Annotated in this window: 13 protein-coding genes; 6 read left to right on the plus strand and 7 right to left on the minus strand. The window is 63.7% G+C overall.

The window, feature by feature from the left end; genetic code table 11:
* The first annotated feature begins 28 nt into the window (after positions 1-28).
* The 4 genes from ACO06P_RS23660 to ACO06P_RS23675 all read left to right on the plus strand — a co-directional run bounded on the left by ACO06P_RS23660 (position 29) and on the right by ACO06P_RS23675 (position 6,918).
* Complete coding sequence (locus tag ACO06P_RS23660) at positions 29-1,369, plus strand: hypothetical protein (RefSeq protein ID WP_420347674.1); 1,341 nt, start codon at positions 29-31, stop codon at positions 1,367-1,369.
* Positions 1,369-1,605, plus strand: a complete 237-nt coding sequence (locus tag ACO06P_RS23665; protein WP_420347675.1) for a hypothetical protein — start codon at positions 1,369-1,371, stop codon at positions 1,603-1,605. The genes ACO06P_RS23660 and ACO06P_RS23665 overlap by 1 nt, the downstream gene beginning before the upstream one ends.
* Positions 1,606-2,479: 874 nt before the next feature.
* Positions 2,480-3,784 (plus strand): hemolysin family protein, encoded by a 1,305-nt coding sequence (locus tag ACO06P_RS23670; RefSeq protein ID WP_420347676.1) that lies wholly within the window; start codon positions 2,480-2,482, stop codon positions 3,782-3,784.
* 359 nt (positions 3,785-4,143) lie between these two features.
* A complete protein-coding gene (locus ACO06P_RS23675) occupies positions 4,144-6,918 on the plus strand; it encodes an AMP-binding protein (protein WP_420347677.1) in 2,775 nt (924 codons plus the stop codon).
* 75 nt (positions 6,919-6,993) lie between these two features.
* On the opposite strand, the gene ACO06P_RS23680 is transcribed toward ACO06P_RS23675, so the two are convergent.
* Positions 6,994-8,697: a long-chain-fatty-acid--CoA ligase gene (locus ACO06P_RS23680; RefSeq protein ID WP_420347678.1), complete on the minus strand. Its 1,704-nt coding sequence runs from the start codon at positions 8,695-8,697 to the stop codon at positions 6,994-6,996.
* 298 nt (positions 8,698-8,995) lie between these two features.
* Here ACO06P_RS23680 and ACO06P_RS23685 point away from each other — a divergent pair, with 298 nt between their 5' ends.
* Entirely contained in the window at positions 8,996-10,015 is a 1,020-nt protein-coding gene (locus ACO06P_RS23685; RefSeq protein ID WP_420347679.1) for a L,D-transpeptidase family protein, read from the plus strand.
* A gap of 960 nt (positions 10,016-10,975) precedes the next feature.
* The gene (locus tag ACO06P_RS23690; protein WP_420347680.1) at positions 10,976-18,067 is read left to right on the plus strand and encodes a type I secretion C-terminal target domain-containing protein; all 7,092 of its coding nucleotides are present in this window, start codon (positions 10,976-10,978) and stop codon (positions 18,065-18,067) included.
* A gap of 75 nt (positions 18,068-18,142) precedes the next feature.
* Here ACO06P_RS23690 and ACO06P_RS23695 read toward each other — a convergent pair whose 3' ends face one another.
* The 6 genes from ACO06P_RS23695 to ACO06P_RS23720 form a co-directional block, all read right to left on the minus strand.
* Positions 18,143-19,453, minus strand: coding sequence for a TRAP transporter large permease (locus ACO06P_RS23695; protein WP_420347681.1), 1,311 nt, complete (start codon positions 19,451-19,453; stop codon positions 18,143-18,145).
* Positions 19,453-19,959: a TRAP transporter small permease gene (locus tag ACO06P_RS23700; protein ID WP_420347682.1), complete on the minus strand. Its 507-nt coding sequence runs from the start codon at positions 19,957-19,959 to the stop codon at positions 19,453-19,455. The genes ACO06P_RS23695 and ACO06P_RS23700 overlap by 1 nt, the downstream gene beginning before the upstream one ends.
* Positions 19,960-20,019: 60 nt before the next feature.
* Positions 20,020-21,033: a TRAP transporter substrate-binding protein DctP gene (gene dctP, locus ACO06P_RS23705; protein ID WP_420347683.1), complete on the minus strand. Its 1,014-nt coding sequence runs from the start codon at positions 21,031-21,033 to the stop codon at positions 20,020-20,022.
* A gap of 76 nt (positions 21,034-21,109) precedes the next feature.
* Positions 21,110-21,721, minus strand: coding sequence for a 3-isopropylmalate dehydratase small subunit (gene leuD, locus ACO06P_RS23710; protein ID WP_420347684.1), 612 nt, complete (start codon positions 21,719-21,721; stop codon positions 21,110-21,112).
* Positions 21,721-23,112, minus strand: a complete 1,392-nt coding sequence (leuC, locus tag ACO06P_RS23715) for a 3-isopropylmalate dehydratase large subunit (RefSeq protein ID WP_420347685.1) — start codon at positions 23,110-23,112, stop codon at positions 21,721-21,723. Before leuC ends, leuD begins: the two co-directional genes overlap by 1 nt.
* Positions 23,109-23,903, minus strand: coding sequence for a GntR family transcriptional regulator (locus ACO06P_RS23720; RefSeq protein ID WP_420347686.1), 795 nt, complete (start codon positions 23,901-23,903; stop codon positions 23,109-23,111). Before ACO06P_RS23720 ends, leuC begins: the two co-directional genes overlap by 4 nt.
* Between the last annotated feature and the right edge of the window lie 131 nt (positions 23,904-24,034).

Here is a 24,034-nt window from a genome sequence, read left to right on the forward strand (position 1 = left end):
ATGACGTGTGATGGAGGAGATTGAAGGCATGGGCGTTCGCAGGTTTGGCCGCTTTGCGGCTTGTTGTGGAACGTTTGTTCTGGCGCTGGGGCTCACCCTCGGTCCGGTGACTGCTCAGACATCGACGGATGAACGTGTCAAAGCGTTGGAAGAGCAGCTGAACCTGATGATGCAGCAGCTGCAGGCCGTCCAGCGTGAACTGGCGCAAACCCGGGCCGACGTCGAGCGGGCGCGCGGCGCTGCCCAGGAGGCCCGGGAGCAGGCCGGCGCGGTCGCGCAGGCGCAGGACACGGCAACGCAGGAGCGGGAGACAACGCAACCAGGTGTGACCTCGGGCCAGCCGAAGGTGAAGCTGGCTATTTCCGGACAGGTAAACCGGGCCGTCAATGTGGTCAATGACGGCAACGAGACCGATGCCTTTTTCGTCGACAACGACGTCTCGAATTCGCGAATCCGCTTTGTCGGCACCGGCGATCTGGGCGAGGGGACGACCCTCGGAACCCGGATTGAGATTGCCGTCTCGCCGAACAACTCCTTCGACGTCAGCCAGGATGACGAAGATTCCGGTGACTTCTTTGATCAGAGAAAGGTCGAGATCTTTGCGCGGAACGACGATTACGGTCAATTCTCGCTCGGCAAGGGAAACACGGCTTCCGAGGACACGGCCGAATACGATCTGTCCTTGGTTGCCGGCCCGATCATGTACTCCGGAGTCTCCGACATTGTCGGCGGCCTGCAGTTCACCGACGGCGACAGCCTGACCGGGATCACGCTGGGCGATGCGTTCTTCAACTTTGACGGCAACGGGCGGCGGAACCGGGTTCTCTATGACTCCCCGGTCTTCGGACCGGGCGTTCAGTTCTCTGCATCAGCGGCTTCCGATGATCGCCTTGATCTGGCGGCGACCTGGGGCGGCGACTATGGGGACTGGACCGGCGTCGAGATCGGCGACTTCCTGACCCTTGGTGCCGTTGCCATCTCCGACCCTGACATCGATGACGTCGACTATCGGATCAACGGGTCCGCGTCGGTGCTGCACATGCCGAGCGGTCTCAGCATAACGTTTTCCGGGGGTATGGACGAGGCCGAAGAGGACAACCCCTACAACCTCTATGCCAAGCTGGGCTGGGATACCGAGTTCTTCGGTTTCGGACCGACCGGTTTCGGTGTCGACTTTACCCACAGCGAGAACGTCTGTGCTGAATGCGACGAGGGCCGCTCCGCTGGCATTGCCGCGGTGCAGGTCGTGGAGGATTGGGGGCTGGAACTCTACTCGCAGCTGCGCTGGTTCTCGCTCGATACCGAAGCGGGCGCGCCGGACACTGATGACGTGTTCGCCTTCACGCTCGGCAGCCGGGCGAAGTTCTGATGGCCAGGCTCTGGATTGTCCCGGTGGCGCTTGCCGTCGGCCTTGCCGTGACGGCTTGCAGCGGGGTCACCCTGAAACCGGGCGAGCAAAAGCGCAACGCCCGCGAGATACGGCCGGGCCCCGGTCTGCTCACCGGCCCTGGAGGCGAGTTCGTCATATTTCGTCTTGAGGAAGACGAGGCGGCTGACGAGGCTGATCAGCAAACGGCCCCCACAGGTGAGAATGCTGTGAAGTAGTCCGGCCGGCTTCGGAGGCCAGCCAGCCGGTCCTTTGCAACCGTCGACCGAAGCGGGGCAAGACTGCATTGCGGACAGTCCGAGCGGCGATGGCTCCGCGGCAGCGCCGTCAACAGTGGAGGCCGAGCGGCTGAGGAAGAGCCTCTACGAACGCTTTTCGACTGTCTTGGGCTCTGAAAACTGCGTTGCGCGAAAACGCCCTGATCGATCGGCTCCGGCCGGTTGGACGACTGGTGTCCGCCTCGTTCGCCGGGCGGACACATCGCTCCCCCGCCCGGTCTCAGGGTTGAGGCGTCAATAGCGTTGATTTTGTTGAGATTAGAAGGCCGGTTTCAAGTCATGATCTGTGTCAAGTCGCCTTGCATCCGGTCTGCTCTAGATTGGGACACAAGCGCCGAAGGTTGAGATGAATACTGCATGACCTTTCGCAGTCAGGGTTTGAAAGACCTGCCGTTGTCGCCGAAGTCGCGTGAAATGCCCGAGGCGTCTTGCTTGCCGCACTCCGCCTCATTCCCAAGTACTGGCTCGAGAACATCATCCCCGATTTAGACCAGCCCACGGAAATGACTGTGACGGGTATGTTGCCCTTTCGGATAGCTGATCCAAGCACTTGTTCCTGTGGGTTTGAGGAACTCTGTTACAGGCAGTTTTTGTTTGAACCAACAGTTGGCGAGTGCCCTGCCGTCATCGCCCAGTTTGAGGCGCCAGCCATGCTTGCGGCAACCGGGAGCCTGATGCCCGGGCGGTTAACGCTCGGTACCTTCGTCGTGGCTTCCGCAGTAAAATGAAGCACCTAATGTGAAGCAATATCGAACGCCCGCCGTGGCGGGGTGGTTGGAGCCGGGAAGCGCTCTCTCCTGCTTCGTCAGATTGGATGACCATGCTGTACCTAGAGATAGTCTTTGTGCTCCTGCTCATACTCATGAACGGCCTCTTGGCGATGTCGGAACTGGCCTTGGTGTCGTCCCGGAAGAGCCGGCTTGAGCGCATGGCCGGCCTCGGCAACAGGGGGGCACGCACGGCGCTGCTCCTGATCGAAGACCCGACGCGATTCCTGTCAACGGTACAGATCGGCATAACGCTGGTGGGAATTCTGGCGGGCGCAGTGAGCGGAGCGACGATCGCCGACCGGCTTGGCGATTGGCTTGAAACCTTCCCCGCCGTCGCACCGCACGGCGACACGATCGCGATCGGCCTGACGGTGGTAGTGATCACCTACATCTCCCTTATCGTCGGCGAGCTGGTGCCGAAGCGCATTGCGCTGGCAAATCCCGAGCGCGTCGCTTCGCTCGTCGCCAGACGGATGAAGCTGCTGTCCCATTTGGCCGCCCCGGCGGTTTGGCTCCTCAAGGTTTCGACCGATGCGGTTCTTCGCTTCATGAAGCTTTCCGCGATGCGCAAGGAGAGCGTGACCGAGGATGAAGTGAAGTCGCTGGTTGCCGAAGGTACGCTCGCGGGAATCTTCGTGCCCCAGGAGCGCGAGATGATCGATGGCGTGCTCCGCCTCGCCGATCGGCCGGTCCGGGTCATCATGACGCCGCGTTCCGAGGTCGTCTGGATCGATGCGCAAGCCGACTACGAAACACTGAAACGTGTGGCCGAGACGTCTCGCTTTTCGCGCCTGCTCGTTTGCGATGGCTCGATCGACCACGCGGTTGGCGTGGCTCACACAAAGGATCTGTTGCCGCTGGCGCTGAAGAATGAGCCCATCGCGTTAAAATCCCTGATGGTGCCGGCGCTCATCGTTCTTGACCGGCTCCCCGTCCTGAAGCTTATCGAACGGTTTCGTCTCGAAGGCGTACATATGGCTGTCGTCGTCGACGAGTATGGCGTGACCGAGGGCGTGGCGACACTGACCGATCTTCTGGAGTCGATCGCAGGTGAATTGCCGGAGGGGGGAGAAGCCGCCAAACTTCTCATCGTTCAACGCGATGACGGGTCCTGGCTCGTCGATGGGATGCTGCCGATAGACGAGTTCGAGGACCGCGTCGGCTTGCGAGGCCTTCGAGAGCATGGTGGCTTCGATACCGTCGCCGGCTTCGTCCTGCAGCAGCTTGACCATTTGCCCACCGTCGGTGAGAGCTTTCTCTATCAGAATGCGCGGTTCGAGGTCGTCGACATGGACGGCCGCCGTATAGACAAGATTCTTGTGCGGCCCGCGGCTGACCCGGCTCTCTAGGCCGGTGCTGCCGACAACCGGTCCGGGGAGTGGCGTCCGGCCTGCGCCATGCCCATGGCTCTGTTGAAGGACTGGCATCGTAAGTCCGCGCCAGAAACCGTCAGGTCGTCCCATCGACAAGGCAGACGGGGGTCCCCATCTACCAAGTTGATTGGGTCAAGGTCTTGAGAGGAATCCGCAGGCCGGGCGTAGCCGCAGGCGCAGCCATAGGGATTAGATCAATGAGTGCGCCGGACCGCCGCTGCTAGAAGTGCTCTCAGCGTCAGCTATCGTGGAATGTCAGGGTGTCGCGCAAGGATCATTCACCGAAGTCGGCAGCAGAGAAGCCGAATACTCGCGGCGGAGTCGAGCGTCCGGAGATGAGAGAGCGGCTGCTCGGCCTTGTTGGCGACCTGGTTGTCGAACTGCATCCGGGCCGCTCAGGCAAGGTATCGCCTAGGCTGGACAGCCACCTGGACCGGGACCTGGGATTTGACAGCCTGGGTCGGGTCGAACTGCTGTATCGGCTGGAGCGCACCTTCGGCAAGCATCTGCCGGAGACTCTCATTGGAGAAGCCGAGACCCCCGGCGACCTCCTCGCAGCACTCCGGGGCGCGGAGGAGGGCTTCGCGCCCGGCGATGATCTTGGACCCGACTTCGGCTCGCTGGGGGTCGTCGGGTCCGTACCCCGGCAGGCCGCCACCCTCCCGGAGGTTCTGGACTGGCACGTGCAGGCCCACCCCGAGAGACCACACCTCCAGCTTCTCACGGAAAGCGGAAGCAGGGAGACGGTAACCTATGCCGAGCTGTCTTCGCGCGCCCGTTCGGTAGCCTGCGGGCTGCGCGAAGGCGGCTTGGCGCCGGATCAGCGCGTCGGAATCATGCTGCCGACGTCTTCGGCGTTTTTCTATGCCTTTTTCGGCGTGCTCTACGCTGGCGGGGTGCCGGTTCCCATCTATCCCCCCCTGCGCCGCTCGCAGGTCGAAGAACACCTGCTGCGCCAGGCGAAGATCCTGCGCAATGCCGGCGCCGCGTTCCTGATCTCGGGAGCAGAGGCGGGCCCCGTGGCGGCGCTTCTCAAGTCTCAGGTGCCGACGCTCCAGGCGGTGACAACGGTCGAGGAGCTTTCTGTTGCCACGGACGGCAAGCTGCCCCGGCTGACCGCCTCGTCGGCCATGGCGCTGATCCAGTACACCTCCGGCAGCACCGGCGATCCCAAAGGCGTGGTCCTCAGTCACCACAATCTCCTGAGCAACATTCGGGCGATGGGCGATCAGATGGAAGCCAGCTCCTCGGACGTGTTCGTGAGCTGGTTACCGCTTTACCATGACATGGGGCTGATTGGCGCCTGGCTCGGCAGCCTATACTATGCGGCGCCAGCCGTGATCATGTCGCCCATAAGCTTTCTTGCCAGGCCGGAACGCTGGCTTTGGGCGGTCCATCGCCATCGGGGCACGCTGTCGGCCGCGCCAAACTTCGCCTTCGAACTCTGCCTCAATAGGATTGAGGAAGAGAGCATCGAGGGGCTGGACCTGAGCTCGCTGCGGTTCGTTGCCAATGGGGCCGAGCCGATCAGCGCCGATACGATCAGGCGCTTCACCGAACGCTTCGCGCCCTTTGGGTTTCGCCGCGAGGCTATGGGGCCGGTCTACGGATTGGCCGAGAGCGCTGTTGGCCTGGCTTTTCCGCCACCGGGGCGTGCGCCGGTGATCGATCGCATCAGGCGCGACGCCCTGAGCCTGGAGGGAGCGGCGGTTCCTGCACCGGCGGACGACCCGACGGCGCTTGAGTTCGTCGCCTGCGGCCGTCCGCTGCCAGGGCATGAGGTCCGCATTGTCGACGCGGCCGGGCTTGAACTCGGCGAACGCCGGCAGGGGCGTCTCCACTTCCGCGGCCCCTCTGCAACCAGCGGCTACTTCAGGAACGCTGCGAAAAGCAAGGAGCTCTCCGTCGGGGATTGGCTCGATAGCGGCGATCTCGCCTACGAGGCCGGCGGCGACCTCTTCATCACCGGGCGGATCAAGGACGTTATCCTCCGCGCCGGACGCAACATCTATCCGCAGGAGGTTGAAGAGGCAGTCGGAGAGGTCGAGGGGCTGCGCAAGGGTTGCACCGCCGTTTTCGGCAGCCGTGATGCCGCATCGGGCACGGAGCGGGTTGTGGTTCTGGCGGAAACGCGCGCAACCGATCCGGGGGTCCTCGCGGCGCTGCGCAGCCGGGTGTCGGAGGTTACCCTCGGGATCCTCGAGAATCCGCCGGACGAGATCATCCTGGCTCCGCCGCGCACGGTGCCCAAGACATCCAGCGGCAAGATCCGCCGGTCGGCCGCCCGAAGTCTCTACGAAGAAGGCAGGCTTGTCGCCAGGTCGAAATCCCTCTGGTGGCAGATTGTGCGCCTGACCTTGGTTGGACTGAAACCCCAGGCGCGGCGCGCCATCGGCATGTTGGCGAGCCTGCTTTATGCCGGCTATTGGTGGGGCGTCATCGTTCTCATGGCCAGCGTCATTTGGGCGGCGGTCCTGATCCTGCCGATCCCACGCTGGCGCTGGGCCTTGCTTCATCGTGCTGCACGGTTGGCGCTTCGCCTGCTCGCGGTGCCCCTCGATGTCAGGGGAATTGAGAATCTGCCGGGGACTCGTTGCAGCATCGTTGCAAACCACGCGAGTTACGTCGACGGGCTGGTCTTGGCTGCCACTTTTCCTGGTGAGTTGGTCTTCGTCGCGAAGAACGAGCTGGCTTCGCAGGTCGTTGCCGGGTCGTTCCTTCGGCGCCTCGGTGCGGTCTTCGTCGAGCGGTTCGACCGCGAGGCCAGCGCGCAGGAGCTGGACAAGATTCTCGCCGCTGCAAGAAGCGGGCGCCGTCTGGTGTTCTTTGCAGAAGGCACCTTCACGCGTGCGCCCGGCCTCCTGCCTTTCCATCTTGGCGCCTTCATCGCCTCGTGCCGAGCCGGGCTCCCGGTCGTTCCGGTCGCCCTGCGGGGTACGCGCTCGGTGATGCGCAGCAACTATTGGTTTCCCAGGCGCGGGCCGGTCCGGATCACGATCGGCAAGCCGGTTGTGCCGGATGGCGTGGACTTCTCGGCTGCGCTGCGGCTGCGCGATAAGGTCCGCTCTGAGATCCTGGAGCATTGCGGAGAGCCGGATCTGGAGCAGTGATCGGCGTGATGGCGCCGCTCCCGGGCCATCCGTTCTGCTGACGTTTCAATCTTGCGCCACCAGTCTGGCGGGCGATCATGCCTCTGGCAGGTCCGGACCTTGGTCTTGCTGCGCAGACCCCTCGGCCAATTCGGAAAGCAGCTCGGCCTTGAGGATCTTGCCGATCACCGAGCGTGGCAAGGTCTCGCGAACCTCGATCCGCTTCGGCCTTTCAATAGGCGAGAGCCTGTCTTCCAGGAAGGCGAGGATTTCGCCCTTTTCCAAGTCGCGGGCTGGAAGCGGAACGATGACCGCCGTGACCAACTGGCCCCAGTATGGATCCGGTTGGCCGAGCACCGCGACGTCGGCCACCTTCGGGTGCGACCGGATCGCAGCCTCGATCGCGCTCGGATAAACCGTGTAGCCACCAGTTTTGATTACGTCTTTCAGGCGGTCGACCAGATGGACGTAACCCTCATCGTCGATGTATCCGACATCGCCGGTGTGAAGCCGCCCCTCGATCAGGGCGTCGGCAGACTCCCTGGGGTGCTTCCAATAGCCGGCCATGACCTGCGGGCCGGAGACGCAGATCTCGCCCGTCTCGCCGGGCTCCAGAACCGTCCGCCGGCCCTCCGTTGACAGGATCTCAACCGTGGTACGCGGCATGGGAAGGCCGATGGATCCCGGCTTGTCGGTGGCGCCGGGCAGGTTGAAGGTTACCACGGGTGAGGCCTCGGTCAGCCCGTAGCCTTCCAGAAGCTTGCATCCTGCGATTCGCTCGAAGCTTTCCTTTATCTGAGGCGGCAGCGCGTCGCCGCCGGAGGTGCAGAGCTTGAGAGAGGAGAGATCATAGGACTGGAGATCTGGTGCCGCGGTAATCGCCACATAGATCGTCGGCACTGCGGCGAAGAGGGTCGGTTTGTGGCGGTCGATTGTCCGCAAGACCTCATTCACGTCAAAGCGAGGCAGAAGAATCAGTTCAGCGCCGATTCCTATGCCGGTGTTCATCACAGCTGTCATGCCGAAAGCATGAAAGAAAGGCAGGACCGCAAGAACCCGCTCCCGCCCCGGCTCGACCGTCGTCAGTCCGCGGGCGCCCTGGATCGCATTGGCATAGAGACTGTCATGGGTCAGACATACGCCCTTTGGAACTCCCGTCGTGCCACCGGTGTAGAGCAGCGCTGCCGTGTCGGTGCCGGGGTCGATCTCAGGCAGTGGCAAGCTTCCGCCGGAGTCGAGCAGCGTTTCAAAGCGCAGGTGCAGGTCATCCGAGGGTATCGTTGCCTGTTCCTTATGCTTCATGAGTGCAAAGAGCAGATTTTTCGGGAACGGCAGAATGCGCGTCATCCGGCAGACCACGATTTTGCGCAGCCGCGTCTTCGCGCAAACTGAGAGGAGCTTCTCGTGCAGCCGCGCCAGGTCGAGGGTTACCATCACCTCAGACTCGGAATCGCGTATCTGCCGCTCCAGTTCATGCTCCGCGAGGAGCGGGTTGTAGGCAACCACCGTTCCGCCCGCCTTGAGAACAGCGAAGAAGCAGAGCACGAAGTAAGGGCAGTTGGGCAGGAAGAGGCCCACTTTGACCCCCTTTCCAACGCCATGCCTCATGAATCCTTGCGCCAGGCGCTCGACCGTGTCAGCCGCGTCTCGGTAGCGGGTCTTCTTGCCGAAAAAGTCGAGGAAGGCATGCTCTGGATAGCGCGCCGCTGCATCGTCGAGCAGGGCGAAAAGCGGCCGGGAGGCAATCTCCGTGCGCCAATCCAAGCCAGGGGGATAGGCGGATGCCCAGCGAGGTTCCATGCGGTTGTCGAGGGTCCGTGTTCATTTTGCACCTTGAGGACTTTGCACTCTGCGGCCGCAAATTTGCTTGATTCAGGTCAATCTCCGAATGCGGTAAGCCGGTGCCGCTCTAATCCGCGATGGCATCGGACGCGCGGATCTGGAGAATCTGGTGCATTCCCGCTTTGGCGTATCACGGCACGGCGCAGGTGTTACGCGTCGCAGCGATAGGGGTGCCAATGCCTCTTTCAGGTCGCAGCATTGTCATGAACCGGGGATCGAGATCCGCGTTGTGATCCATTGATGGAGGGTCGCAAGGATGGCACTCGATCCCCAGATCATTGAGATGATCAACGTACCACAATCCGTCACGGCGGCGCAGGCACCGCCTTCCGTAGGAAGGCGGTCCTGGGGTCGCGTCTCAGCAAGGGTACTGCTGGATTTCATAGGCCTTTTCGCTGCTTCCATCGTCGGCGGTCTGACGGTCGCGGCGGCTGTCGTGTTGTTGGCGGCCAACGCGGCGGCGGAACCGTCCACCCATGTTACCCATCGCGTCTCCCACGATGAGACCTTGATGTCGATCGCGCGGCGCTACGGCCTTGGCTTCACCGAACTGCGCGCCGCCAACCCCGAGGTCGACCCTTGGCTGCCGGGCGAGGGCCGGGAGGTCGTGGTTCCGACCCTGCACCTCGCACCGACGGAGGAGCGCGCGGGTATCGTGGTCAATCTGGCGGACCAACGGCTCTATTTCCTTGGCGGTCGTGACGTCCGGGCTCGCAGCTACCCTCTGGGGATTGGGCGCGCCGGTTGTGAAACGCCGACCGGCACCACGCATGTCGCTAGCAAGCGTCGTGATCCCGTCTGGGTCCCCCCCGCATCGATCCGGGCCGCGCGGCCCGGACTGCCCGCCGCGATCCCGCCGGGACCCAACAACCCGCTCGGCGCCTTTGCCCTGAATCTCGGCTGGGAAGGTTACGTCATTCACGGGACAAACCGGCCCGAAGGCATCGGCCGACGGGTCAGCCATGGCTGCCTGCGTCTCTACCCGGAGGACATCGAGCGTCTCTTCAGCCTTGTCGCGGTTGGCACGAAAGTCACGATTGTCGATCAAGAGGTCAAGCTTGGATGGATCGGTGAAGAGCTCTACCTCGAGGTTCACCCCAATCAAGAACAGGCCGACCAGATTGAAGTCGGCGGTGCTTTCCGACCTGAACCATTGCCCGGTTTGCGCGAAGCGATCTTGGCCTACGCTCAGGGCAGGCACCTCCGCATCGATTGGGACAGGGTCCAGCGCATCGCAGAGGAGCGGAACGGTCTGGCTGAGCGCATCTCCAGGTGATCCGGGGTGCGGGGGCCAGAGAGCGGGCCTAAGGGCGCAACCAATCCCGGTCTGGAGGTGCGCCGACCCGGATAACCGCCACGCCGCTCGAGAGCTTGGCTAGGTGCTCTCCCAGCTTTTCGCGGTCATGGTCGCTGGTGGCCTTCTCGATCTGGGCGCGGATCTGGCGGACGCGCCCTTTGATCGCCGCTCTTGGTGACCTGTTCCAGGAGTGGGATCAGGTCCTGCAGTATGTTCAGCTTCCCGGGTCAGGGTGCGCTGATGTTCTTTGGCGCACTCAATCTCTTCCACCTTATTCACTCCTGCACCGCCGTTGGGAACACAACCTCGGCCAGCGGCCTTCCCCTGGGCAAGCTCATACATAAACCCAAAGTTGTCTCAATTAGGTTTCTCGACTTTCCGTGGAGTCGCGAAGAAGTTGCTCTCGGTTTGGAAGAAGGATTCCAGGCCCCCTATCGGCGACGGTTCTCCATTGAACCGGTCGTTCATCGGTCGTGAGGTCTGGGCAGGTGCAAGGCGGATTCTAACAGGGAAGAAGGGAGCCTATCGATGCGCCGAGAGATCGAGGAAACCGGTGCACGTGGATCTGTGCCGTCGCCGAACGCAATCCAAGAGAACAAGACCGCTCCGGTCGTGCAGAACCTGCCTGTGGACGGTCCGAGGGCTTCGGCTTCCATCGCCAAGGAGGGCAACGGTGCCGACTTCTCCGTCAGGGGAACCGGACCCTCCACGGCCCCCGACAATCAGGGCGAAAGGATTGATCCAGCGGTTGCTGGAGCGGCGCTTCCCCAAGTTCGCCAGGGCGAGGCAAGCGGTAGCATAACACCGCCTTCACAGAGCCGGATCGTTGGCGGCTTGGATGAAGACCTCCCTGGACACCTTGTGATCAATGAGATCGGGGTTTCCGCGGCTCTCGACATCCCACCTCTTGACAATGGCGGGAGCGCCGACGGGGCGTCCGTGGCCGCTGATGAAACGGCCGCGCTCTACAATTTCGTGGAACTCTACAATAACACCGAAGCGCTGACAGAGACCTTCGCAAACAGGCTGGAGTTTCTGAACCCTGCCGGAGACCTTGTGGTGCTTGACCTGCCGGATGGGATAGAGATCCCCGCCGGCGGTTACCTGGTGCTGTATCAGGACGCCTCGGCGGATGCGGGCGGGGATGCCGCGGTGGTCGTCAGGGTCTTTGATACATCGGGTATTCCGCTCAGCGGCCTTGTCATTGCCGGAGCTCTGCCCTGGGCACTGGGCGAAGACACCACAGCGCCGCTGGCGGTCAACCTTGTTGCTGAGGATGCCGGCTCCCTGGACAGCTTTGCGGCCAACCTTGCCGGCGCTGACCTTGGCGCGCTGACGGCGGCGGTCTGGGACGCAGGCGGCGTGACCTCGGACAACGTCGGTATCGGTCTACAGACCTTCAATGGCCGCTTCACCAACGATCACCAGGTGTTTTCACGCGTGTTCGACGAGAACGATGCGAACTCCGGGAGCGCGCTGGACAGCGACAGTGCGGCGGACTGGACAACCTCGGTCACGGCAACGGACGGTCGCCTGAACGACCTGGCCGGCGGCGCAGCTGATGCCGGCGCTTTGGACCCCAATCCTGCGGACCCACTCCGCGACGACCTCAATCCCGGCCAGGCCAATCCTGACCCGAAGGCCGGTCAGACCGTTCTGGCCATAGGCGGCGGCGCCGGTGGACTGCTGGAAGGAGGGCCGGGTCCGGATTTGCTCTTCGGTGCCGCCGGTGACGATACGCTCTATGGCGGCAGCGAGGCGCTGGCGGCCCTACAGGCGGAAGTCTTTGCCAATGCCGAGGCCGACGGGATCTTCGAGGATCACAACGATTTCCTGAGCGGCGATGATGGCGACGATCTGCTCTACGGCGGCTCGGGCGGCGATTATCTGATCGGCGGCGCCGGCCGGGATACCCTCGATGGCGGGACGGGCGATGACCGGATTTTCGGCTACGCCGCCCCTGTCGGCGGCGTCGACGACGGCTTCGTCCCGGGCGACAGCGGCAGCACACAGGCAGACACCATTGCCGGAGACATCCTGGACCGGGGTTCGGTGGGCTACGGAGGCGCTCTGAGCGATGCCTCTGCGGAAATCGAGCAAGGTGGTGACGACACCATCTACGGGGGCCTGGGGGATGACCTGATCGCGGGTGAAGCCCTTGCGGTGGCCGAAAACTTTGCCTCTGCGACAGTGGTCAACCGCGACGGTGCCGATCCCGAAAGCTCGGTCGGCAATGATCTCATCCTGGGAAACGACGGCGATGACACAATCGCCGGGGAAGCGCTTGCACGCGATGACGTGCCCAGCTCCGAGGTAACGGCCGAGAACTCGGTGACGGACGGTGGTCTTGTTGGCTCCGATACCCTCCAGGGCGGGGATGGCGGCGATGTCATCGTGGGCGACGCCCTGGCCATGTCCCGCCGTGACGGCTTCGGGACTTTCGGGGAAGCCCGAAACCTGTCGACCAGCGGGACGGCGGGTAGCGACCGTCTGGAGGGCGGTAGCGGGTCCAACCGCATGGCCGGCGACGCCCTGGCCCGGGACGCCTCCCGTGGTGGGGCTAATATAGTGGTCGAGAACCAAGCCGAAGGACCGGGGGCCTTCGCCGGGAACGATACCCTGACTGCGGCCGAAGGCAACGATACCATGGCCGGCGAGGCTTTCGGATCTTCTGGATCACCAAGTGTTGTCGTAACCAATATCGCTGCCGCGGGTGGTTTTGCGGGTAACGACCAACTTTTGGCCGGCGACGGCGACAACCTCATTTCGGGAGAGGCTCTCCTCCTCGTGGGAGACACCCGGTCCTCCGGAGAGAGCCGCGCATTGAATACCGCTGATGGTGGCGCCGCCGGGAACGACCGGATCGTAACGGGCAACGGCCATGACACCATTGCGGGGGACTCCTATCGTACGACTGAAAATGATTCCCGGGGACCTGCGGGACTTGCTGGCAGTGACACCATTTTCGGAGGTGGAGGGGGCGACGCCATTGGCGGAGACAGCCTGGCGAACACCGAAAGGCAGGGCCTGGCCGAAGCTGCCGCAAGGGCCACAGACGGCGGCACAGCGTCAGCAGACCGCATTTTTGGCGGAGCTGGAACCGACACCCTCGCCGGAGATGCCCTGACAATCGCGGCAGGTTCGTTCCCCGAGGCCCGCAGCACCAACGATGCGGACGGCGGCTCGGCGGGCGACGACATCATCAATGCCGGCAGCGGTGCGGATCTGGTGTCCGGTGATGCAATGGCGGCCACTCCAGAGGGCCCGGCGACCGCAGCGGCCGAAAACACGGCTGTAGGCGCTTCGTCGTCGGCGGGCAACGATCACCTGCGCGGTTTGGATGGACTTGATTCGATTGCCGGAGATGCCTTGTCATCGACGGACGGAGTGTTGGGGACAGCCTCGGCCAGGAACAGCGTCTTCCTGGAAGACTCTCGTCAAAGCGTTGTCGGCCGAAGCGTTGCCGGCGCCGACACCATCAGTGGCAATGGGGGGGCGGATAACCTTTCCGGCGATGCGATGGCCGTCAGTCGGTTTGCAAGTGTCGAGGCCTTCGTTGAGAACACCGCCGAAGGTGGCGTTGCGGGCGGTGACGTCCTTGCTGCGGGGGGTGGCAACAATCTCCTGGCCGGCGACGCCTTCGCTTCCAGTCGCGGTGAAGTCCTGGCGCAGAGCGAGAATAGGGCGGCAGGAGCGCTGGCCGATGCGGGCAGTGACACCCTGACCGCCGGAAGCGGGCACGACACGCTCGCCGGCGATGCGCTGGCGTTTGATCAAGGCAGCTTTGAACGCACCCGCGCAGCGGCGAGCCTGAACACGGCATCGGAGGGCGGTTCTGCCGGTAACGATCTCCTGGTTTCCGGCGATGGCCTCGGCAAGCTGTCCGGCGACGTCTTGTTGATCAAGCCGCTGGACGCCAACCCTTCCCCTGGGGCGGCCCAGGCAACCAACCAGAGCAGCGGCGGCCTTGCCGGGAACGATACGCTGCGTGCCGGCGATGCAAGAGACCTGATCGCCGGCGACAGCTTTGAGCAGGGAGGGGTTGCGAATGCGGTTGCCGCCAATGAGGCCACCGGGCCAGAAGGATCGGCCGGCAATGACAGTGCTTCCGGCGGGGGCGGAAGGGATCTGATCGCGGGCGACAGTCTGGCCCGCGCCGTGCAGCAGGCCTCTGCGGTTGCGACAGGCATCGCGATCGCTGGCGGTGTCGCTGCTGGGGATGTCATTCGCGGCGGTGCGGGCGCGGACACCCTGGCGGGCGATGCCCTGGCCCGCGCGACCGGAGGGACAGCCGACGCCCACGCCGCGAATGGGGCGCAGGCCGGCCGGGCGGGCAGCGATACGGTTACGGCGGGCACCGGGAACGACGTCACCTCAGGGGATGGCCTGGCGGTGGCGAGCGGTGACGCGCATGCGCTGACCGAAAATACCTCTTCAGTGGCAGGCTCGGCCGCCGGCACGGACAGCCTGCGCGGCCTCGATGGCAACGACAGCATCGCCGGCGACAGTCTTGCGCATGGCGGCGGTGCGGCGCGCGCCGAAGTGCAGAACAGGGTTTCGGAAGCGGCCGGGGCTCCTGCCGAGGCGGGTGACGACACCATCAGCGGTGATGGGGCCGCCGACGTGCTGGCTGGCGATGCCATGGCACTTGCGGCGGCCGGTGCCGCGGAAGCCGTGGTTGCGAACACCCTCGGCGGACCTGCGGCGCAGGGCAGCGCCGGAAACGATGCGATCGATGGCGGCGGCGGCTACAACCTCATTGCCGGTGACGCGCTGGCTGATGGCGGACCAGGGTCGCTCGCGCAGGCGCAAAACGCCGTAACCGCGGACGGTTACGCGGGAAGTGACACCATCGCCAGTGGCGATGGACGCGATACGCTTGCAGGCGAGTCGCTGGTTTTGGGTAGCGGAATGGCGCGGGCCCTTAGCGCGGCATCGCTCCAGGTCGCCAACAGCTCCGGCATAGCGCTAGCGGGGGATGACACGCTCAAGAGCGGCGCCCAGGGCGACACTGTTTCCGGTGACGGTCTTGCGCTCGATGGCGATGGAGCAGCGGAGGTCCAGAACACGGCGTCCACCACCGCGTCGCAGACAGAAGCGGGCGACAGCGCTGTGACCAGCTCTGCCGGCAGCGACAGTATCGATGCTGGTGCCGGCAACGACCTCCTGGCCGGCGATGCCCTGGCCGGCGGCGACGCCGGTGTAAAGAACACGGCGGCCACAACTGCGTCGGTGACAGGCGATGGCCCTGATCTCAATCAATTGGCCGAGCTGGTGGCAAGGGCGCGTGCGGGGAGCGACACGGTCCTGGGTGGAAATGGCAGGGACACCATATCCGGCGACGTTCTGGCGGATGGGGCAGGCGCCGCGGCGGTGGTCGACAACGAGACGTCAGTTGCGCAACTGCCAAGTGAGTTCGGCCGTTTCGAGATCATCGCGTCGGGCGGGTCCGATGTAATCTACGGTGACGGAACCGAGGGATCAGATAACGGCAATGACGATGTGATCGCCGGTGACGCTTTGGCGACCGGTATACGGGGCACGGCGGACGCTTCCAACGTGGCGGCGACGGTCGCCGATACTTCCTTCGAGAGTTCCGCTTTCGGCTCGATTGCGGCTCTCAGCGGTGTTGACACCATTGACGCAGGTGTCGGCAACAACATCGTCGCCGGTGATGCCGCGGCCTTCCACGAAGAGGGTGGCGATGCCATCGCCAGCAACACATCCTCAAACACGGGCAGCGGCGGCGCCAGCCGCGCAGGCGGCGACCGCATTCAAGCCGGCATCCCCGGTGGCGGAGGCTCAAACACGATTTCCGGTGATGCTCTTGCCATGGGCGAAGGCATCACCGCGCGGGCCAACAGCTTTGCAGAGGCGCTTGACGGCGATGTTCTGGCGACTTCATCGTGGGATTTCATCGATGTTTTCGGAAGCTCCTTCGACAAGGTTGCAGGCGATGCCCTCGCTTACGGTGCCAATGCCCGTGCGGAAACGAGGAACGTCGGCCTCGCTTCCGGAGAAGACGATTTTGCCTTTGCCTATGCCTTGGCCGGCGGTGACCGTATCGCGGCGGGGTCTACGGTTCATGCCTTGATCGCCGGCGATTCCTTGGCTTACGGCAAGGGCGGTGTCGCGGATGTGGAAAACACATCGGTGGCCGAGCTGGGCGGCTACGCCCCTATCGGTGACGATGGGATAACCGGGGGGCGCGCCGATGACACGATTGCTGGCGATGCCTTATCAGCGGGTGACCATGGTTTGGCAACCGCTGCAAACCAGGCGACGGGCTTCGATCTTTCGGTGTCCCTGGCAGGAAACGACGGGATCTTTTCCAACGAAATCTGGGCTGATGAAGGCAGTGACCTTCTGAACGACGGCGATGACATCCTGGCCGGCGACTCTTTGGCCTTGGGCGCTGGTGCCTCTGCCAGCGTTACGAATACGGCAACAGCCAACGATGACAGTATTGTCAGAGCCGGGGGCGATTTCATCGTCGGCAACTTCGGGTCCGATCTGATCGCCGGCGATGCCATGACTTCCGGTATCGATAGCGGCGACGCCACGGCGGACAACACGGTGACCTCCAACCAGCAGGGCCGTCCGAGGGCAGGGAGTGACGACATCTACGCCGCTGGATTCCGCTCCGTCTCACCGGGCTTCTACGGCAACGACAGCGTTGCCGGCGACGCCTTGACGGTGGCCGACCAGACTACGGCCTTGACCAGGAACACAGTCTCAGCCCGGGGTGAGACCAGCCCGGCCATGGCCGGCGATGATTCGATCTACAGCGGCGACGGCGTGCTCACGATTGCCGGAGACTCGCTTACCTTGGGCCATCGCGCCAGAGCAGAGGTAGAGAACACCGCCCGGGGCGGCGGTTCCACGGCGGGAAGCGATCGGATCCGCCTCGGCGACAATACGGAGCCGCGCGGGGATGGTGATCTCCTCGCTCCCCGCTCCCAGGCTGCCGGCGATGCCCTGGCCGCAGGGAGCGATGCCTCGGCCCTGGTTACCAATCTTGCGGACACCTTGACCGGTGCAGCAGCAGGGGAGAGCCGGGCCGGCAATGACACCATTATCGGCGGCGATGGTGGCTACACGATTGCCGGCGACGCGCTTGCGAGCGGGCGAGGCGGGGGCGCCACGGTGGTCAACACCGCAGCGGCGGTTCTGGCGCTTCTCGGCAACGACACGATTACGGTGGCCGGCGTCGGCGACGATCTGATCTCCGGCGATGCCATGGCGGCGGATGGCGGCGATGCATCGCTCCATAACGACACCGCCGAGGGGTTGAGCGGTTCTGCCGCCGGCAACGACTGGATTGCTGCAGATGCCGGCGACGACACCCTGGCCGGCGACGCCCTGTCAGTGGGCGGCTTGGCCATCGCCGTCTTCGGTGGCGACGACACGATTCTCGGTGGCAGCGGCCAGGACTTGATTTCCGGCGATGTCCTGGCGTTGGACGGTGGGGCGGCGGCCTCCCGCCGCGGCGGCGACGACCTCCTCTATGGCGGCAGCGGCGACGACACGATCTACGGCGACTCGAGCGGCGACGATGCGCAAGGCGGCGACGACACGCTCTTCGGCGATGCAGGGTCGGACTACCTGCTCGGAAATGGCGGAGATGACCGCCTCGTGGGCGGGCCGGGCGACGACACTTTGAATGGCGGTGACGGCGACGATACGCTGGAAGGCGGGTCAGGCAGCGATATCTTTGTCTTTACGCCCGGTCCGGCCGGGTCGACGGAGGTAATTGCGGACTTCGGTATTGGGGACAGCGATGTCATCGACGTTTCGGATCTCCTGGTTGGTCTCGGGGCTGAAGACGGCGCCAGTTTGGCAAGCTACCTGGAGGTCACCTTCGACGGTCTCGCGAGCAACAGCACCATGGGTATCGACATCGATGGTGACGGCAGTGGTTTCAGCGATGTGACCATCGTGGTCCAAGGGGTGAACCTTGTGAGAGCAGCTGTCACCCAGGACGCCATTCTCCAGTCTCTGGTCGATGGCGGAAGCCTGAACGCTCTGTAACTTGAGAGGGCGCCTTGCGGCCGATCAGCAAGGATCCTTCGGATGTTCGGAACGCGGAGTACCGCGTAGTCTGCCTTAGCCCGTTTGCGGCAACCAGGTTGCGAGCGGCGGGAACATGATCAGAAGCGCCACCAGGATCAGTGAGCAGATGATAAAGGGCATGGCCGAGAGGTAGATCTCGCGCATTGTCGTATCCGAGGGTGCGACGCCTTTCATCACGAAGAGCAGGAGCCCGAAGGGCGGTGTCGTGAAGCTGATCTCGAGAGCGAGCATCATGATAAGCCCGAACCAGATCGGGTCGAACCCGAGGCTCATCGCCAACGGGAAAAAGATCGGGACAGTGAGCAGCATGATCGAGATCTGCTCCATGAACATCCCGAGGATCAGAAGGACTCCGAACATGACAAGGAGCATGGCGACAGGGTCCAGATCGAAGCCGGTCGCCCAGTTGATCAGACCGCGCGATGCGCCGGAGAAGGCGAGGAGCTGGCTGAAGGTCGCTGATCCGAAAACGATCAGATAGGCCATGAGGGTGACCCGGAGCGCGCTGCGGACGGAGTTCTTGATGGCCTCCCAGGTCAGGCAGCGGTAGAGGACCGCAAGCAATAGAACGCCCAGGGCCCCGAAGGCTGCGGCCTCCGACGGGGTGACAATCCCGTTGATCATCATCACGACGATGAGGACCATGAGCCCGATCATCGGCACCACATCCCGCAGGAGCAGACCCAGCTTCTCCGCGACGCTTTGCGGAGGAACGTCGTAGGCCGGAGCAGCCGCCGGATCGAGCCGCGTCTGAAGGTAGATCGTTCCGATATAGAGCGCAGCAAGGATGAGCCCGGGGATGATCCCGGCAATCAGGAGCGCACCAACGTCGATCTGGGCAAGCGTCGCGAGCAGTACCGCCAGTGCCGAGGGCGGAATAATGATCGCGAGTCCACCGGTGCCGAGGATCGGTCCGATTGACATGTACTTCTTGTAACCGCGCTTGGTCATTTCCGGAACCATGAGGGATCCGAGGAGGGCGGTGGACCCCATCGATGAGCCGGAAAGCGTCGAAAAGCCTGTGCCTCCCAAGACCGTTACATAGCTCAGCCGTCCGGGCAGTCGTCCCAGCAGCCTGTCGATGGCCGAGAACATGCGCCCGCCAAGACCGGTGTGAAAGAAGATCTCACCCATCAGAAGAAAGAGCGGGATGGGTACCAGCGCGAACTTCGTCAGCGAGCCCCAGCCGTTGTTCAAGAGCGCAACGACACCCCGCTCGCCCCCCATGAACACCCAGGCGCCAAGAATGTTGGCGGCGAGAAAAGCCAGTGCCACCGGCATCCCGAGCGCCATCAGAACCATGATCGAGCCGACGAGCAGCCCCAGCGCCTCGTACCACTCCATTACTCGTGAATTCCCGCTTCGCCCGAGTGCATCAGCTGCGGTCCGAAGACGAAACGCGCAAACTCGATGGCCATGACGGTGAAGGCGATGGGGAAGCTGATGGTCAGCATCCAGCGTGGGAAGAAGTAGGCGCGCACGTCGTAGTCGTTGCGTTCTACATTCGTCAGGAAAAGCTCGAGCCCGTACCAGGCAAGGATCAGAGAGACGGCGACACAGGCTGCGGCAATGAGCCTGCTGACGATACGCCGAAGACCGCCGGGAAGTGCCGCGGTCACAAGCTCGATATGGACGTGCCCCTTTTCCCGGACGAGCCAGGGCGCGCCCAGCATGGTCATGTAGAGGAGTCCGTACTCAGCGGATGTGAACAACCATGCAAAAGGCTGTACACCCAGGTTCCGCATCGCGACGGAGGTCACCACAGAAACCATAAGCCAGACGAGCGTCGCCGCCGCGACCAGGGCCATGCCATAGAGCAGCAGGTCATAGAGGCGGACTATCAGGCGCATCTGGTCTCCGGACAAAGGTTGGCCCGGACGTTCGCGCCGTCCGGGCCAAGCCTAACGTGCTTACCTGTCGGCTTCGGCGTCGTAGAAGAGCTCGATCAGCCGGTCGTAGTTTGCGGTGCCCATCGGGTGCTCGGCCATAAGCCCCTGCATCCGCTCCCAGTTCTTCTCGCGGGCGGCGAGCAGGTAGTTGGCCTTCGCATCGCCTTCGAGCGAGACGACCTTCATGCCTTGCGCGTCGAGGGCGGCAAAGTCCTCATCCCGCTTCGTGCGCAGCGCGTTGAAGCTGTCGATCTCATGCTGGATCGCCACGTCCTGCACGATCTTCTGGGCTTCGGGGCTCAGCGCGTTCCACTTGTCGAGGTTCACGATCACGCCAAGGTCGGTCGAGAAGAAGCAGGGTTCGATCCGGTAGTTGAGGAACTCATTCCACTTCAGATCGATCAGGCCAATCTGAGTCCAGCCGGTCGCGTCGACGACACCGCGCTGAAGGGCGGCATAGACTTCACCAGTCGGCAGGTCGATGACCTGAGCGCCCAGGTAGTTCGCGAAGAAGGCGTTGTAGACGGCATTGCCGCGAAGCTTCAGACCTTCGACTTCAAGGTTGCCGTCGGCGTCGAAGCTGGGCTCGTCCCGGGTCCAGAGGTTGTAGCAGACACCGCTGTCGAACCAGCCGAGATACTTCAGGCCCATCTTCTCCTGATGAATCTGGTCGATCAATTCGATGCCGCCATTCTGGCGGGTCTCGATCGCCGTCAGGTTCGATGCAACCAGCGCGTCCTTCTCGGGCAAGGCGCCGCCGTAGAACGAACCGGGCGTATAGACCATGTCGACGATCCCGTCGCGCACCGCATCCGGCTGCTGGAACATGCCGATGGCTTCGGGTCCGCCCCGGACTTCGATCTGCACAACGCCGGCGCCCGCTTCGTTCACCTTGTCGACGAAGGCCAGGAAGCTCTGGGTGTAGATCAGGGTTTCGGGGAACGCGTGGACTGCGGTGATGGTCTCTTCGGCGTAGGCGACGCTTGCGACAGCGGTGGAGCCGGCAACAAGTCCGGCGATGAGGTTCATCTTCATGGGCGTTGTCTCCTCTTTACCCGATTGGGCAGCCCTTTGGCCTCCCTGTGAAGGGGCCGGTTCCCGGTCCCCGTGTTCATGTGTTTCCCTGCTCGTTCGTGAAGGCCCAGGGCGCGGCTTCGGCGCGCGTTGCCCGGAAGGCGGCAATCTGCTGTCGCCGCGCCATGGTCAGATCGATGTCGTCCCAGCCCTTGATGAGCTTTTCCCGCCAGGCGGGGTCAATCTGGAAGGATCGGGTGATGCCGCCGACCGTCACGGATTGGGATTCGAGGTCGGCCTTTGCGGGCAGCGTCCCGGAATCCAAGGCGTGAAGGATCTCGTCCACACTTTCGACGCGGGCGGGCAGCAACCCGTTGTTCACCGCGTTGCTCGCGAAGATGTCTCCAAAGCTCGGCGCGACGACAACGCGGAAACCAAAATCAACGAGCGCATAGACCGCCGCCTCGCGGCTCGAGCCGCTGCCGAAGTTGCGCCGGCTGACAAGAATGGAGGCTTCCGGGTGCCGGTTGAGCGGGAAGTCTGCGATCGGCGCTCCGCGGGGATCGTACCGCAGGTCGTTCAACAGGAAGCGCCCATAGCCCTCCGACCGCGGAGTCACCATGAAGCGGGCTGGGATAAGCTGGTCAGTATCGACGCTTTCGCAGTCAAGCGCCACGGCCAGCCCTTCGTGCTCGGTCCATCCGCGCATCACAGGCCCCTGCCTTCAAGGAGCGGGCGAACATCGGTCAGGTGACCTGTGACGGCAGCAGCGGCCACCATTGCGGGTGACATCAGATGGGTGCGGGCACCCCGTCCCTGGCGTCCCGGGAAATTGCGGTTTGTGCTTGAGGCACAGCGCTTGCCGGGCGCAACGACGTCGCCGTTCATGGCCACGCAGAGGGAGCATCCTGCACCAACCCACTCGAGTCCCGCCTCGATGAAGATGCGGTCGAGACCCTCGGCTTCGGCCTGCGCCTTGATGATCTGCGAGCCGGGCGACACCAGCCCCGGGACCTTGGACCTTCGGCCGCTCAAGACTGCCGCGGCGGCGCGCAGATCTTCGATGCGGGCGTTGGTGCAGGAGCCGATGAAGACCTGGTCGACGGCGACCTCCGAGAGGGCGCGACCCGGGGTCAGGTTCATATAGTCGATCGCGGCGCGAACGCGGTCGGCCTTCGCGCCCTCAAGCTTGCTCGGATCGGGCACCGCCGCAGTGACCGGCAGGGCATCCTCCGGGGATATGCCCCAGGTCACGATCGGTGCGATCTCGGCCGCCTCAATGGCCACTTCCCGGTCGAAGGCGGCGTCCTCGTCGGTCGGCAGGGCCGACCAGGCCCCAACGGCCTGCTCCCAAGTTGGGCCAGGGGGCGCGCAGGGACGCCCCTTGATGTAGGCAAAGGTGGTCTCGTCCGGGGCGATCATTCCGAAGCGTGCGCCACCTTCGATGGACAGATTGCAGAGCGTCATGCGTCCTTCCATCGAAAGCGCGGAAACGGCCGTGCCGGCGTATTCGATCGCGTGTCCATGTGCGCCGTCGGCGCCAAGCTTGGCGATCCATGCAAGGGCCAGGTCCTTGGCGGCGACACCCGGCCCCAGGGCGCCGGAGACCGTGATTCGCATCGACTTCGGTTTCTTCTGCCAGATTGTCTGGGTCGCCAGGACGTGCGCAACCTCTGTCGCGCCGATCCCGAAGGCAAGCGCCCCAAAGGCGCCGTGCGTCGACGTGTGGCTGTCGCCACAATTGACAAGCAGGCCGGGCAGCGTCAGGCCCTGCTCAGGGCCGACAACATGGACGATCCCCTGGCGGGGGTCGCCGAGACCATAGCACGCAATGCCGTGCATCGCGGTATTGCGCTCAAGCTGGGCGATCATATTCGCGATCCCGGGGTCCTGTGCGGGTCCGCGCGTAGGGGCGTAGTGATCGACCACGCCAGTTGTCAAAGCGGGTTCGGCGACAGGCAGATTCCGTTCCGCGATCTTCGCGAATGCGTGGTGCGATCCCTCGTGCACGAAGTGCCGGTCGACCCACAGGAGACTTGAACCATCCTCGCGGCGAAGGATCTCGTGAGTGGCCCAGAGCTTGTCGAGCAGGGTTTTCATTCCTCTCTCGGCCCGATGACCGGCTCCCAGTGCCGCGCTTCATCGGCGCCGACGCGGGTGAGGCTCATCTCCAGCCTGAACAGGTCCGGCCTGTAAAGCGCGGAGAGATGCTCAACCCCCCGCCCATCGGCATCCTTCACAACGCGGCGCAATGACAAGAGGGCCGAACCAACGGAGACGCCAAGAGCATCTGCGACATCGGGTGCGGCCAGAGTGGCCGTGACCGATTGATGCGCACTCTCGACCCGCACGCCGCTACGCTCGAGCAGGCGAAAGAGCGGCTGTGTGGCGAGATCGGCCTCGTCGTAGTTGCGGGCGATGTCTTCGGGAACATGGGTGGTCAGGTGCGAAAACGGCTTGTCGTCGGAGAACCGGACGCGCACCGCAGTCTGTATCTTGCTGTCCTTGGAGAGGCCGAGTGCCGCGGCGACTCCAGTCGGCGCAGGACCATATGAGAAGGACAGAAGTCGCGCGGTGGTCCGCCTGTCGAACTCAACGAGTTGCGGGATCAGCGTCGCGAAATTCGCGGCAATCTGAGGGTCGGCCCTGTCACGCGGGAGGACCATGGAGCCCGCACCAGTCCGCTTCTCGATCCAACCGTCGTCTGCGAGCGCATCGAGCGCGCGTCGAATGGTGACGCGGCTGACATCAAACCTTTCCGCCAGCCGGTGTTCGCCCGGCAGCAGCGCCCCTTCGGAATAGCGGTCATTGGCGATGTCGTCGCGAAGCAACAGGTATACGCGGCGCGCCTTGCCGCCTTCTGGCAGTGTCGATTGCGGGTGGATGGCCACCGCCGCATTCCTCCCTTTGGGTGCCAGGCGCCTAGGGTTGACGACGCCTGGGCAAGCCTGCCTGACCAGTTTCCTGCAATTATTTTGATCTTTGCATAGCCCAAAACCTGTTATATGGAAAGAACATATTT

This window comes from Pelagibius sp., assembly GCF_965227505.1.
Lineage (GTDB): Bacteria > Pseudomonadota > Alphaproteobacteria > Kiloniellales > Kiloniellaceae > Pelagibius.

Excerpts from the sequence above, each read along its gene's own strand:
- ACO06P_RS23660 (WP_420347674.1), top strand. The coding sequence starts at position 29 with ATGGGCGTTCGCAGGTTTGGCCGCTTTGCGGCTTGTTGTGGAACGTTT.
- ACO06P_RS23665 (WP_420347675.1), top strand. The coding sequence starts at position 1,369 with ATGGCCAGGCTCTGGATTGTCCCGGTGGCGCTTGCCGTCGGCCTTGCC.
- ACO06P_RS23670 (WP_420347676.1), top strand. The coding sequence starts at position 2,480 with ATGACCATGCTGTACCTAGAGATAGTCTTTGTGCTCCTGCTCATACTC.
- ACO06P_RS23675 (WP_420347677.1), top strand. The coding sequence starts at position 4,144 with ATGAGAGAGCGGCTGCTCGGCCTTGTTGGCGACCTGGTTGTCGAACTG.
- ACO06P_RS23680 (WP_420347678.1), bottom strand. The coding sequence starts at position 8,697 with ATGGAACCTCGCTGGGCATCCGCCTATCCCCCTGGCTTGGATTGGCGC.
- ACO06P_RS23685 (WP_420347679.1), top strand. The coding sequence starts at position 8,996 with ATGGCACTCGATCCCCAGATCATTGAGATGATCAACGTACCACAATCC.
- ACO06P_RS23695 (WP_420347681.1), bottom strand. The coding sequence starts at position 19,453 with ATGGAGTGGTACGAGGCGCTGGGGCTGCTCGTCGGCTCGATCATGGTT.
- ACO06P_RS23700 (WP_420347682.1), bottom strand. The coding sequence starts at position 19,959 with ATGCGCCTGATAGTCCGCCTCTATGACCTGCTGCTCTATGGCATGGCC.
- dctP (WP_420347683.1), bottom strand. The coding sequence starts at position 21,033 with ATGAAGATGAACCTCATCGCCGGACTTGTTGCCGGCTCCACCGCTGTC.
- leuD (WP_420347684.1), bottom strand. The coding sequence starts at position 21,721 with ATGCGCGGATGGACCGAGCACGAAGGGCTGGCCGTGGCGCTTGACTGC.
- leuC (WP_420347685.1), bottom strand. The coding sequence starts at position 23,112 with ATGAAAACCCTGCTCGACAAGCTCTGGGCCACTCACGAGATCCTTCGC.